Annotated in this window: 9 protein-coding genes and 1 other RNA gene; 2 read left to right on the top strand and 8 right to left on the bottom strand. The window is 58.9% G+C overall.

Annotation, left to right across the window (positions count from 1 at the left end):
* Window positions 1-297: 297 nt before the first annotated feature.
* Together fnr and JQ848_RS08130 are read left to right on the top strand one after the other, a co-directional pair.
* Window positions 298-1,032, top strand: a complete 735-nt coding sequence (gene fnr / locus JQ848_RS08135; RefSeq protein WP_003447190.1) for a fumarate/nitrate reduction transcriptional regulator Fnr — start codon at window positions 298-300, stop codon at window positions 1,030-1,032.
* A 55-nt stretch (window positions 1,033-1,087) separates the two neighbouring features.
* Window positions 1,088-1,633 (top strand): adenine phosphoribosyltransferase, encoded by a 546-nt coding sequence (locus JQ848_RS08130; protein WP_010656163.1) that lies wholly within the window; start codon window positions 1,088-1,090, stop codon window positions 1,631-1,633.
* 33 nt (window positions 1,634-1,666) lie between these two features.
* On the opposite strand, the gene recR is transcribed toward JQ848_RS08130, so the two are convergent.
* From recR to JQ848_RS08090, 8 genes are all read right to left on the bottom strand, one after another.
* Entirely contained in the window at window positions 1,667-2,269 is a 603-nt protein-coding gene (gene recR, locus JQ848_RS08125; protein WP_003447185.1) for a recombination mediator RecR, read from the bottom strand.
* A gap of 161 nt (window positions 2,270-2,430) precedes the next feature.
* The gene (locus tag JQ848_RS08120) at window positions 2,431-2,769 is read right to left on the bottom strand and encodes a YbaB/EbfC family nucleoid-associated protein (RefSeq protein WP_003447184.1); all 339 of its coding nucleotides are present in this window, start codon (window positions 2,767-2,769) and stop codon (window positions 2,431-2,433) included.
* A gap of 74 nt (window positions 2,770-2,843) precedes the next feature.
* Complete coding sequence (gene dnaX / locus JQ848_RS08115) at window positions 2,844-4,910, bottom strand: DNA polymerase III subunit gamma/tau (RefSeq protein ID WP_161718415.1); 2,067 nt, start codon at window positions 4,908-4,910, stop codon at window positions 2,844-2,846.
* Between the two features lie 236 nt (window positions 4,911-5,146).
* An RNA gene (ffs, locus tag JQ848_RS08110) (signal recognition particle sRNA small type) lies at window positions 5,147-5,243 on the bottom strand.
* A gap of 221 nt (window positions 5,244-5,464) precedes the next feature.
* Window positions 5,465-7,822, bottom strand: a complete 2,358-nt coding sequence (gene ligA, locus JQ848_RS08105; protein ID WP_010656165.1) for an NAD-dependent DNA ligase LigA — start codon at window positions 7,820-7,822, stop codon at window positions 5,465-5,467.
* A 96-nt stretch (window positions 7,823-7,918) separates the two neighbouring features.
* Window positions 7,919-8,797: a cell division protein ZipA gene (gene zipA / locus JQ848_RS08100; RefSeq protein WP_003447169.1), complete on the bottom strand. Its 879-nt coding sequence runs from the start codon at window positions 8,795-8,797 to the stop codon at window positions 7,919-7,921.
* Window positions 8,798-9,053: 256 nt separating this feature from the next.
* Complete coding sequence (gene smc / locus JQ848_RS08095) at window positions 9,054-12,542, bottom strand: chromosome segregation protein SMC (RefSeq protein WP_202210455.1); 3,489 nt, start codon at window positions 12,540-12,542, stop codon at window positions 9,054-9,056.
* Between the two features lie 2 nt (window positions 12,543-12,544).
* Entirely contained in the window at window positions 12,545-13,204 is a 660-nt protein-coding gene (locus JQ848_RS08090) for a GntR family transcriptional regulator (RefSeq protein ID WP_003447165.1), read from the bottom strand.
* Window positions 13,205-13,279: the final 75 nt, after the last annotated feature.

Here is a 13,279-nt window from a genome sequence, read left to right as displayed (position 1 = left end):
ACCACTTTGACGCCCTCAGCGGGAGCTGCCACCTGGCCAAGGCCCGTGTCCTCGTCGGCCACTGCGACATTCTGTCTGTTTATCGCAGGCGTGTTTATGGTCAACATGCCACTCTGACTAAGGCCAACTCCACCCATCGATGACATCTGACCTGCTCCCTGTGCTTAAGCCGTTACCGGGCTATCGGCACGGCGGCAGGTTACTTGAGTGAAGTGCACTGAATTGGCGCACTGGCCTCAGCCCCCTCCCTGGGGTAACCTTGCATCTTATGTGTGTTTTCCTATAAGGATTTAAGAAATGTCCGAGCCAGTAAAAGTGCGCGCTCATAGCCAGGCTCACTGCAAGGATTGCAGTCTCGCGCCTTTATGTTTGCCACTTTCGTTAAACCTGGAAGACATGGATGCGTTAGAGGAAATCGTCAAACGCGGCCGCCCATTGAAAAAAGGCGAATTTCTGTTTCGTCAGGGCGACCCGTTCGTCTCGGTCTACGCAGTACGCTCCGGCGCCCTCAAGACATTCAGCTTGAGTGACAGCGGCGAAGAGCAACTCACCGGTTTCCACTTGCCCAGCGAGCTGGTCGGTTTGTCAGGCATGGACACCGAATCCTATCCGGTATCTGCCCAGGCACTGGAAACCACGCCGGTTTGCGAAATTCCCTTCGAGCGTCTGGACGAGCTTTCGGTACAGCTGCCGCAACTGCGTCGCCAGCTGATGCGCATCATGAGCCGGGAAATTCGTGACGATCAGCAGATGATGTTACTGCTGTCGAAAAAGACCGCTGACGAACGTATCGCGACCTTTCTGGTCAACCTGTCTGCCCGTTTCCGCGCCCGTGGCTTTTCGGCCAACCAGTTCCGTCTGAGCATGTCGCGCAATGAAATCGGCAATTACCTGGGCCTGGCAGTTGAAACGGTTTCCCGGGTATTTACCCGCCTGCAAGAAAACCAGCTGATCACCGCTGATGGCAAGGAAGTTCACATTCTTGACCCCATCAAGCTGTGCGCCCTGGCCGGTGGCTCGCTGGAAGTCTGAATCCGTCATTCATCGGGCTATACTGGCGAGCTAACGCACGCCAGGACAGCCCGATATGATCCGCGACGACTTTTGCCTCAAATCCTTGATTCGCCCAGTAATTGACTTCCCCAAAGCAGGGGTGATTTTTCGCGATATCACGCCGCTGTATCAATCCCCCCGCGCCATGCGCGTGATTGCCGATACCTTTATCGAACGCTACGTCGAGGCTGATTTCAGCCACATCGGCGCCATGGATGCCCGCGGCTTTTTGATTGGCTCGGTACTGGCGCATCAACTCAACAAGCCGCTGATCCTGTTTCGCAAGCAGGGCAAATTGCCCGCTGACGTTTTAGCCGAAGGCTATCAGACCGAATATGGCGAAGCGTTTCTCGAGGTTCACGCCGACAGCCTGTGTGAAGGCGACTCGCTGTTGATCGTCGATGACCTGATCGCTACGGGCGGGACCCTGATTGCCGCTGCCAATCTGGTGCGGCGCATGGGGGCACAGGTGTTTGAAGCCGCTGCGATTATTGATCTGCCACAACTGGGCGGGTCGAAACGCCTGCAGGAAATGGGCGTCCCGACGTTTTGCCTGACTGAATTTTCCCTGACAGAGTAAGGCCGTGTCGTCTGCTCGCCGGCAAGCTGATGCTTACAGAACGATCGGTCTGCGCCCGGAGAACGAGTGGGCCAGGGTTCCGCCGTCAACCAGTTCCAGCTCCCCACCCAGCGGTACACCGTGGGCGATGCGCGAAGCAATAAGGCCTTTGTTGCCGAGCAATTGCGCTATGTAATGTGCAGTAGCCTCGCCTTCGACCGTCGGGTTGGTGGCGAGGATCACCTCGGTGAAGGTGCCCTGTTCCGCGATGCGCGTCATCAGTTGCGGGATACCTATCGCCTCCGGCCCCAGGCCGTCCAGCGGCGACAAATGCCCTTTGAGCACAAAGTAACGACCGCGATAGCCGGTCTGTTCGACGGCATAGACATCCATCGGCCCCTCAACCACACAAAGCAGGGTGTCGTCTCGGCGCACATCGGCGCACTGCGGACACAAGTCATCCTCGGTCAGGGTCCGGCACAGACGGCAATGACCCACGCCCTCCATAGCCTGACTCAAGGCCAGCGCCAGACGCGAACCACCGCTGCGATCACGCTCAAGCAATTGCAGAGCCATGCGCTGTGCAGTCTTTTGACCTACGCCCGGCAAGGTGCGCAAGGCATCGATCAGTTGGCGAATCAGGGGACTAAAGCTCATAGGGAAAGGTCCGACAAAACAACGAGAGGCGGTTTATACCCGCGGTCCGGGCCAGCGTCAAATGCCAGCAATCCCGTGCACCCGGGCAGCCTGCACCATTAATCAAAAACAGCCAGGCAAAAAAATGCCAGGCCCGGGGGCCTGGCATTTTGTGCAGCGCCTTAGAACGGCAGCTTCATGCCTGGCGGCAGTTGCATGCCGGAGGTCACGCCGGACATTTTGTCCTGGCTATTGGCTTCGACCTTGCGCACGGCATCGTTGACTGCAGCCGCGAACAGGTCTTCCAGCACTTCACGGTCATCATCGCTGACACCTTCAAGCAGAGCCGGATCGATGCTCACACGCTTGATGTCATGACGACCGGTCATGACCACAGTCACCATGTCGCCACCGGCTTTACCAGTGACTTCAGCATTGGCCAGTTCTTCCTGCATTTTGGCCATTTTTTCCTGCATCTGCTGCGCCTGCTTCATCAGGCCGGCCATGCCACCTTTCATCATGGGAATCACCTCAAACGTTATTTGGACAATGCACCCGCGGCCAAGAAACCTCGGGCTGTAAGTTTTTCCTGGCGTTATGAAGCCTGAGCCTCAACAACGTCCACAGGTTGAATCGTATCGTCACGGACTGCCGCACCGAATTGTTCAATCATTTGCTGCACCAGCGGATCGGCATAGATGGATTCTTCTGCCAGGCGCTGGCGCTCTGCACGAAAGCGCGAGGCGGCCTGGGCCGGGGTTTCCTGCTCCGGCTTGATCAGCTCGATAGTCACTTTGAGTGTGCGCTGATGATACTGGTTCAACGCATCATTGAGCCGGCGCTGCTGAGTCGCGTTAAACAACGCGCTGTGAGCCGGGTCCAGATGCAGCAACCAGTCATCACCATCAACCGAGATCAATGTGCAGTTGGCGCCAATGCTCGCCGTCATGCCCGATACCGGTAATTTGGGGAACATATTCAGCCATTCAAGGGCCAGCCCGGTCGCAGGCTCGGCAGCAGGCAATGGCTCGGGCTCAGGTGCAGGCTCGCCCCCATGCTCGCTGGCCAGTTCGTCAAGGTAGCTATAGGCCGCCGAGTCCATGTCCGGCTCAATGTAATCTTCGTCCAGCGGCGGCTCGTCATCGCGATCCAGGCCCGACAGTGCCGAGTCCACTTGCTCCGGCGTTGGCTCAGGTACAGGCGCGTCTTCCCACTGCGGCGCGTCCGGCACCACGCTGTCAGGCGTAGGCAACGGCATCGGTGGCAACTCGGGTTGTTCGCCGAGCGTATCGAGCATCGCTTGGGGCGCCAGCGGCTCTTCGATCACGGCAACAGCAGGCTCGTTCCACGGCAAGTCCACTACCGGCACTGCTGGCGCCCTGGGGGCCGCCACAGGTGCAGGTGCCGGCTCGACCACAGGTTCAGGCCTGGGCACTTCAACCACCGCCACAGCGGCAGGTGCAGGTGCAGCAACTACTGGCGCAACAGCGGTCGGGCCAGCCACGGTTTGGGCGGAATCAACTGTGGCCTGGCTGATCCCCACTGGCTTTAGCGGCTGACTCGGCGAGTCTGTCGCGTCTGCCGGACGGAAGGCCAGCATCCGTAGCAGGACCATTTCAAAACCGCCACGGGGGTCTGGTGCCAGCGGCAAATCACGCCGGCCGATCAGGCCCATCTGGTAATAAAACTGTACGTCTTCGGCAGGCAATACCTTGGCCAGGGCCAGTACGCGATCACGGTCGCCGTGGCCGTTGTCGACCCCTTCGGGCAACGCCTGGGCAATGGCAACGCGATGGAAGACGTTGAGGATTTCGGACAGCACGCCGTTCCAGTCCGGGCCCTGCTCGGCCAGATGGCGCACAGCCTCCAGCAGTCCCCGGGCATCGCCTTCGATCAAGGCGTGCAGCAGGTCAAACACCTGGCCGTGGTCGAGAGTACCCAGCATGGTGCGCACATCAGCCGCCAGCACCTTGCCTTCACCGAAGGCAATGGCCTGGTCGGTCAGGCTCATCGCATCACGCATCGAGCCGTCCGCAGCCCGACCCAGCAACCACAGCGCGTCATCTTCAAAGGGTACGTTTTCGACACTCAGCACATGGCTCAAGTGCTCGACTACCCGCTCGGGGGTCATGTTTTTCAGGGAGAACTGCAGGCAACGGGAAAGGATTGTCGCCGGCAGTTTCTGCGGATCGGTGGTCGCCAGGATGAATTTGACGTAGGGCGGCGGCTCTTCAAGGGTTTTGAGCAACGCATTGAAGGAGTGGCTGGAGAGCATGTGCACTTCGTCGATCAGGTAGACCTTGAAGCGCCCGCGGCTTGGCGCGTACTGCACGTTATCGAGCAGCTCACGGGTGTCCTCGACCTTGGTCCGGCTCGCGGCATCGATTTCGATCAGATCGACAAAGCGCCCTTCGTCGATTTCGCGGCACACCGAACACGTTCCGCACGGGGTCGAGGTGATACCTGTCTCACAGTTCAGGCATTTGGCGATGATCCGCGCAATGGTGGTCTTGCCGACACCACGGGTACCGGTAAACAGGTAGGCGTGATGCAGGCGCTGACTGTCCAGGGCATTGATCAGAGCCTTGAGCACATGGGTCTGGCCGACCATTTCGCGGAACGAGCGCGGACGCCATTTACGTGCAAGAACCTGATAACTCATTGATAACCGTCGCGTCAGAAAAGCGGAAGGGGCTAATGCTAGCGGAGCAGGGGCAAAATTGCATCCGATGCGCACTTTAAACTGCTCATGCCGTACAGCCGCATATTTTATGCCGCGCACAAAAAGACATCGACCGCGGAATAAACGCCGGGACGGGCTTGAACAAAAGAGAATGGAGAGATGCTGTGTATCGACTAAAAACCCTGCACAACTGAGGATTTTTAAAATGGAGGCAACCCCACCAGCCACACCCCGGCACACAATGTTCCCGCTGTGGCTGCTTCCTTCCGGATCTGACCAGGTTAACGGGTAATCGTTGCGGAGGGACCGATAGGGTCACCATAACAACATCCGCTTAGCAGCGAACGGCGCCATTGTACCTGTCTGAGGAAAACTTACAACCGCTGCGGCAAGAATAAAAAAATGAGCGGGCTCAAGCACTTGGATTGGGCCATACAGGGCGGGGACCGGGCAGCAGACTCTGCAGGAGCGAGCTTTTCAACAAGGCCGCGAAGAGCTCGCGAGCAAGCTCGCTCCTGCAGGGGGCTACCACTCTAGATCTGGATGCCCTGCTCACCCAGGAACGCCACAAAGGCTTCCTCGTCCAGCACCTTGAGCCCCAGCTCATTGGCCTTGACCAGTTTCGAGCCCGCGCCGGGGCCCGCCACCACGCAATGGGTCTTGCCGGAGACCGAACCCGAAACCTTGGCTCCCAGGCTTTCGAGCTTGTCTTTGGCGACGTCGCGACTCATCAACTCCAGCGAGCCGGTCAGCACCCAGGTCTGCCCGGCCAGCGGCAAACCTTCCACGGTCTTTTTCTCGCTCTGCCAGTGCATGCCGAAGTCGCGCAACTGCGCCTCGACAGCCAGAGCCGCCCGGGCATTTTCTGGGTTGTCGAAAAATTCGCGCACCGCTTTGGCCTGTTTCTCAGGCAGCGCCTGACGCATATCGAGCCAGTCAGCGTTGATTACCCCCTCAAGGGTTACAAACTTTTCGGCCAGCTTTTGCGCACCACCCGGCCCAACCGAGGGGATATGCAGCTTGTCGATCAACCCGCCCAAGGTGGCACTGGCCGCGAACTCGGCCCCCAGATCCCCCTGGTCCTGCAATTCCAGGCCACGCTCAAGCAATTGCGCTATCACCTGCTGGTTATGGGCATCACCGAAGAAGCTGTGAATCTCGTGGGCCACTTCCAGCCCGACATCCGGCAAGTAGGTGAGTACTTGCGGCAAAGCACGCTGTACACGCTCCAGAGAGGCCAATGAGCGCGCCAGTACTTTGGCCGTCTCCTCTCCTACATCGGGAATTCCCAGAGCGTATATAAAACGCGCCAATGCCGGACGCTTGCTGTCCGCTATTGCCTGCAGCAAATTCTTGCTCGACAGCTCGGCAAACCCTTCAAGATCGACAATTTTTTCGAAGGTCAGGGTGTACAGATCGGCCGGCGAACTCACCAACCCCTCATCCACCAACTGCTCGACGCTTTTTTCGCCCAGGCCTTCAATATCCATGGCCCGACGCGAAACAAAGTGAATGATCGCCTGTTTGAGCTGGGCCCCGCAGGCCAGTCGCCCGACACAGCGATACACCGCCCCTTCACTGATGGTTTCGCGACCCTTGCTGCGCTTGATCAGTTGCGTGCGCTCTACGTGGGAACCGCACACCGGACAGCTCTCCGGGATCTGCACCGGGCGAGCGTTTTCAGGACGCCGCTCCAGCACCACTTGCACCACCTGCGGAATCACATCACCGGCACGGCGAATAATCACCGTGTCACCAATCATCAGCCCCAGACGCGCCACTTCATCCATGTTGTGCAGCGTGGCATTGGAGACCGTGACCCCCGCCACCTTGACCGGCTTTAAACGCGCCACCGGCGTGACCGCACCGGTACGACCGACCTGAAACTCCACATCCAGCAGCTCGGTCAGCTCTTCCATCGCCGGAAACTTGTGAGCAATAGCCCAGCGCGGCTCGCGGGCACGAAAGCCCAGCTCACGCTGCGATGCCAGGCTATTGACCTTGAACACCACACCATCGATTTCATAAGGCAGGGACGCGCGGCGCTCGCCAATATCACGGTAGTAGTCCAGGCATTCGCCAATGCCCCGGGCCAGTTTCAATTCATGACTGATCGGCATGCCCCATTGCTGCAACTGCTTGAGATTGCCGATATGGGTGTCTGAAAACTCCTCAGACACCTGGCCAAGACCGTAGCAGCAAAACTCCAAAGGACGACTGGCGGTAATTTTCGAGTCCAGCTGCCGCAAACTGCCTGCTGCGGCGTTACGCGGGTTGGCAAAGGTTTTGCCGCCTGCGGCAAGCTGGGTCTCGTTAAGACGGTCAAAGCCGGCCTTGGACATGAAGACCTCGCCCCGCACCTCCAGGACTGCGGGCCAGCCGCTGCCATGCAGCTTGAGCGGGATATTGCGCACCGTGCGCACGTTGACACTGATGTCTTCGCCCGTGGTGCCGTCTCCGCGAGTAGCACCGCGCACCAGATTGCCGTCCCGATACAGCAAGCTGACCGCCAGACCATCGAGCTTGGGCTCACAGCTGTATTCAACTTCGGCGCCGCCGCCAAACAGATCGCCCGCCGGCAAATCCAGACCTTCGCTGACGCGCCGGTCGAATTCACGCATGTCTGTTTCATCAAAGGCGTTGCCAAGACTCAGCATCGGCACTTCGTGGCGCACTTGAGTAAAAGCCGACAACGCCGCGCTGCCGACTCGCTGGGTCGGCGAGTCCGGGGTGATCAGCTCCGGATGCTCGGTCTCCAGCGCTTTGAGCTCGCGAAACAGACGATCGTACTCGGCGTCCGGAATGCTGGGCTCGTCGAGTACGTGATAGCGATAGTTGTGCTGATCCAGTTCAGCGCGCAGCTCTAGAATTCGGGTATTGGCGGCGGTCATGGGGTGTTCTCTCACAAAGCAAAAGAGCAGCCGAGGCTGCTCTTGCGTTAATCATTTTGCGTTTCTGCGGGAGCAAGCATGCCTGCCCCCACCTGTTTAGCGTTTCTGGGTCAGGGCGCGACGCTCGAACTCGACGATGCGCTGACGGTAATGCTCGATGGTCTGAGCCGTCAACACACTGCGCTGGTCATCTTTAAGCTCACCGTTTAGCTCCTGGGACAACTTGCGTGCAGCGGCAACCATCACATCGAATGCCTGCTTGGGATGACGCGGGCCCGGCAAGCCGAGAAAGAAGCTCACGGCAGGGGTGCTGAACAGGTCAATATCATCCAGATCAAACACGCCCGGTTTTACGGCGTTGGCCATGGAGAACAACACTTCGCCATTACCGGCCATGCTTTCGTGGCGGTGGAAAATATCCATCTCACCAAAGCGCAAACCGCTTTCAAGGATGTTCTGCAGCAATGCAGGCCCTTTGAAGCCGGCAGGATCGCGACTGATCACACTGATGACCAGCACTTCTTCAGCGGCCTGTTGTGCTGCTGGCTCTTTCGCTTCAACCGCCGCCACACTTGGCGCTGAACGCCCACGTGGTTTGGCTTCCTGGGCGAAGTCATCATCGCGGGCGCTGATGCTCGGACCGTCTTCCAGATCCAGATTGAGGTTCAGGTCACCCTGGCTCGGCTCCCCGCCACGCTTGCTGCGCTTGGAACCCTTGTCCCGTGGCGACATGCTGACCGATGGCAGGTCGTGCTCGTCAAGCTGGGGCTCTTTATGGGCCGGCGTGTCCAGGACTCGCGAAGGACCCAGCAGCTCGGCGCTGGTCTCCTCGTCAGGGACGTTGGAAAAGCTGCGGTCAAGGCGAAACTTGAGTTTGCCCTTGCCGCCGCGCATACGGCGCCAGCCATCAAAAAGAATACCGGCGATGACCACTATGCCGATGACTATCAGCCACTCGCGCAGACCGATTTCCATGTAATCCCGTGCCCCTAAAAAATGATTCTATGAAGAAGAGCCTAAAGCCCTTTAAAACGTGGCGCCAACTCTATGTTCTGAATGGCGTTTTACCCACGTACAAAAAATTAGACGCTAAATTAACACGACCAAAGATAACTTTACACCGTCTGTCGCATTGGGCTAATGCCCATATAGCCCACGACCCATCAGTCATGCCAGACAAATATTCAGGAATTCTCTTTCGAGAAGAAAAATCCCCCTACATGCTTATAGCTCAAGCATCGACCATTGCCATTGCCTCCTCGACATCAACCGCCACCAGACGAGAGCAGCCGGGCTCATGCATTGTCACTCCCATCAACTGATCGGCCATTTCCATGGCGATTTTGTTGTGGGTGATGTAAATGAATTGCACGGTCTGTGACATCTCTTTTACCAGGCGGGCATAGCGGCCCACGTTAGCGTCATCAAGCGGTGCGTCAACTTCATCAAGCATGCAAAACGGCGCAGGATTGAGTTTGAAAATGGCAAAAACCAGTGCCAGGGCAGTCAATGCTTTCTCGCCACCGGACAGCAAATGAATGGTGCTGTTCTTCTTGCCCGGTGGACGCGCCATGATAGTTACCCCTGTATCGAGTAAATCTTCGCCCGTCAGTTCCAAATAAGCGCTGCCACCACCGAAAACTTTTGGGAAAAGTGCCTGTAATCCACCATTTATCTGATCAAAGGTGTCTTTGAAGCGACTGCGCGTCTCTTTGTCGATCTTGCGAATAACGTTTTCCAGGGTATCCAGCGCCTCGACCAGGTCGGCATCCTGGGCATCCAGATAACGTTTGCGCTCGGACTGCTGCTGGTACTCATCGATGGCCGCGAGGTTGATGGCCCCCAGACGTTGAATCCGCGCTGCAATACGTTCCAGCTCTTCTTCAGCCTGCTGCTCATTGACCTCGGCATTCAGGGTTGCAAGCACCCCGTGCAGGTCATAGCCATCGGCCAGCAACTGATCCTGCAACGTGGTTCGACGCACTGTCAGCGCCTGCCACTCCATGCGCTGCTGTTCAAGCTGCCCGCGAATCAGCTGCGATTGCTGCTCGGCCTGATTGCGGCGCTTTTCAGCGTCGCGCAATTCACGGTCAGCATCCTCAAGGGCGGTCTGGGCAATTTTGAGCTCCTGATCCACGGTCAGGCGCTTGTCGAGCAACTCTTCAAGCTTGAGGCGCAATTCTTCGAGGGGGGCCTCGCCCTCCTCAAGATTAAGACTGAGCTGCTCACGCTTTTCCGCCAGACGCTCGGACTGCAGCTCCAGCCGCTCAAGGGCCTGACGCGTTGAGTCGTGCTGCGCCTTGAGCGAGCCCAGACGCACCGCCAGCTGGTGAGCGTGATCCTTGTGCTGACGCGCTTCCTGGCGCACCCGGTCCAGGCGCTCGCGCAGACTGTCGCGCTGGGCCAACAGCAGCTCACGCCGCTCAGTGTCGGTGGCCATGGCATCCAGCGCATCCTGGAGCTGCAGGCGGGACTCGCCAACCTGCTCATGCTCCAGGGCTCGCTGCTCTCCCAGCTCGACCAGCTCTTCATCCAGGCGACGCCGGCGCAAGGTCAATTGCTCGACCTTGGCTTTACTGGCAGATAGCAGGGCCTTGATCTCACCTTGCTGACGGGCTTCGTCCTGCAGACGACGACGCACCTGCTCGCGGGAGTCTTCCTGGGTCAACTGTTGCTCGCGCAAACGCTGTAGCTGTTCTTCAAGGCTGGCCAGTGCGGCTTCACGCTCTTCGCGCTCAGCACCCAAATGCTGAATTTCCTGCCCCCGGGCCAACACGCCGCTTTGCGCTTCGCTGGCACGCCGAACCCGCAAAAAGTTGCGCCCTACCCAATACCCGTCCCGGCTGATCAGGCTCTGGCCATCGGCCAATTGCACGCGCATGGCCAGCGCCTGCTCCAGGGTTTCCACCGCCCTGACCTGACCCAGCCATGGCGAGAGATCGAAGTCGGCCTCGACCTTGTCCAGCAAACTGCCGGCCAAACTACCGCCCTGGGTACCGGCACTGAACAGGCGCAGGTCGCCCTGGGCAAAACCGGCCAGGTCCAGTTGCGCAAAGTCATCCACCAGCACGGCCTGCAAGTCGGCGCCAAGAACCGTCTCGACCGCCAGCTCCCAGCCGGCTTCAACGCGCAGGCCTTCGGCCAGACGTGGGCGATCGGCGAGCTGCTGGTCTTGCAACCACTGCGCTGCACCGGTGCCCGGGTCCAGAGCTGCCTGCTGCAAGGCCTCAAGGGAGGCCAGGCGACCGTTGAGCCGCTGTAGCTCACCCTGTGCCTGCTGCTGATTCTGTGTCGCCTGCTGCAAATCGTGACGCACCTGCTCCAGCCGCTCGACCAGCAGCTCTTCACTGGCTTGCAGTTCTTCCTGGGTCAGCTCGCTGGTAGCCAGCTGCTCACTCAGCTCGAGAATCGCCGCATCTTCAGGATCGGCCGCCAGCAAGGCGCGCTCTTCTGCCAACCGGCGCTGACGCTCGGCCACGCGCTCCATGCTGGTTTCCAGCTGCTGGATACGCGCCTGCAAGACTTCGGACTGACGCTGGGGCTCTGCCGAGCGCTGGTTGAAATCATCCCACTGCTCTTGCCAGCCATGCATGGTGTGTTCGGATTCTTCCAGCGCGGCTGCCGCTTCTTCGGCCGCAGCGCTGGTCAGTTCCTGCTCTGGTGCGAGCATTTCAAGCTCTTCACCCAGCGTCGCCAACATCGTCCGGTCATGCCCCAGATGGGCCTCGGTTTCGAGACGGGAACGCTCGGCTTCGCGCAGGTCATCCTGCAACTGACGCAAACGCTGCTGACCGTGCTGAATGCTTTGCTCGACCCGGGCAATATCACCGCCGACCGAATAGAAGCGTCCTTGCACCAAATTAAAGCGTTCTGACAGATCATGGTGCCCGTCACGCAAGCGTTCGATGCTGGCATCGGCATTGCGCTGCTCGGCCACCAGGGCTTCGAAACTGACTTCCTGGTTACCAATAACCGCTTCGCGCTGGCCCACTTGCTCGTTCAGTGTCTGCCAGCGCAAAGCTGACAGCTGAGCCTTGAGCTGACGTTCTTGGGCCTTGTATTCCTGATATTTCTCGGCTGCCTGGGCCTGGCGATGCAAGCGCTCAAGCTGACGCCCCAACTCTTCACGCAGGTCGGTCAGGCGGGCGAGGTTTTCGTGGGTACGGCGAATACGGTTTTCAGTCTCGCGGCGACGCTCCTTGTATTTGGAGATGCCTGCCGCCTCTTCGATAAAGTTACGCAGATCCTCGGGCTTGGACTCGATCAGTTTCGAGATCATGCCCTGCTCGATAATCGAATAACTGCGCGGCCCGAGACCGGTTCCCAGGAAAATATCGGTGATATCACGCCGACGGCACTTGGTACCGTTGAGGTAATAGGTGGTCTGACTGTCGCGGGTCACTTTACGACGGATGGAAATCTCGGCGTAGGCCGCGTATTCGCCCAGCAGCGTGCCGTCGGAGTTATCGAACACCAGTTCGATACTGGCCTGACTCACCGGCTTGCGTGTGGTGGAACCGTTGAAGATGACATCCGTCATCGACTCGCCGCGCAGGTTTTTAGCCGAGCTTTCACCCATCACCCAGCGCACGGCGTCGATGATGTTCGACTTGCCGCAGCCGTTAGGGCCTACAACGGCCGCCATATTGCTCGGGAAGTTAACGGTTGTCGGATCGACGAAGGACTTGAAGCCCGCGAGTTTGATGCAAGTGAGGCGCACGCTCAGGCAACCGTCAAGGCAGACAGCACCAGGTCACAACTGCGCTGGGCATAGCGGCTCAGAACCTCGCGAATCTGCGGCAAATCACGCGCTACTACGGCCTCGAGCAACTGCGCGAAGAGTTCCAGGTATTCGCTCATTTCAGCCTTGCGCTGATCCAGCGCCAGGTAATAGGCACGGCTCATGGCTGGATGCAGGTTTTCAACGGTTTCCTGCAAATACGGGTTGTCGGCAAACGGAAACGCCGCACGCATCACATTGAAACTGTCTTCGACAAATGCACTGATGTCCTGACGCTCGTAGCTGGCGACCAGACGCTGCTGAATCTGCAGGAAAGGCCCCAGATCAGCCTGTACCGCCCAGCGGCGGGCCACGGCGTTGCCCAGCAGGATGTACATCTCGCTCATCAGCGTGCACAGGCTCTGCACCTTGTGCGCAGTGAGCTCGGTGACATGGGCGCCGCGCCGCGGGAGGATGGCGATCAGGTGCCGGCGCTCGAGAATCAGCAACGCTTCGCGCACAGAACCGCGACTGACGTTAAGTGCCAGAGTCACTTTCTGCTCTTGAATGCGCTCCCCAGGCTTGAGCTCGCCCCGAATGATGCGTTCGGCGAGGTGGTGAGCGATTTGCTCGGCGAGGCTATCCGGCGCCTTGAACGTCATGTTTTACCTTCAAAATCTTCGATCAGTACAAGCGGCGCAGTGTAACTCACTTGCCCGGTGCTAGCGGAGTGCCGC

This window comes from Pseudomonas paraversuta (assembly GCF_904067025.1).
Taxonomy (GTDB): Bacteria; Pseudomonadota; Gammaproteobacteria; order Pseudomonadales; family Pseudomonadaceae; genus Aquipseudomonas; species Aquipseudomonas paraversuta.
Note: the sequence above shows the minus strand (reverse complement) of the source record. Positions and strands in the feature narration are given on the sequence as shown.

Excerpts from the sequence above, each read along its gene's own strand:
- JQ848_RS08120 (WP_003447184.1), bottom strand. The coding sequence starts at position 2,769 with ATGATGAAAGGTGGCATGGCCGGCCTGATGAAGCAGGCGCAGCAGATG.
- ligA (WP_010656165.1), bottom strand. The coding sequence starts at position 7,822 with ATGACCGCCGCCAATACCCGAATTCTAGAGCTGCGCGCTGAACTGGAT.
- zipA (WP_003447169.1), bottom strand. The coding sequence starts at position 8,797 with ATGGAAATCGGTCTGCGCGAGTGGCTGATAGTCATCGGCATAGTGGTC.
- JQ848_RS08090 (WP_003447165.1), bottom strand. The coding sequence starts at position 13,204 with ATGACGTTCAAGGCGCCGGATAGCCTCGCCGAGCAAATCGCTCACCAC.
- dnaX (WP_161718415.1), bottom strand. The coding sequence starts at position 4,910 with ATGAGTTATCAGGTTCTTGCACGTAAATGGCGTCCGCGCTCGTTCCGC.
- recR (WP_003447185.1), bottom strand. The coding sequence starts at position 2,269 with ATGAGCTTTAGTCCCCTGATTCGCCAACTGATCGATGCCTTGCGCACC.
- JQ848_RS08130 (WP_010656163.1), top strand. The coding sequence starts at position 1,088 with ATGATCCGCGACGACTTTTGCCTCAAATCCTTGATTCGCCCAGTAATT.
- fnr (WP_003447190.1), top strand. The coding sequence starts at position 298 with ATGTCCGAGCCAGTAAAAGTGCGCGCTCATAGCCAGGCTCACTGCAAG.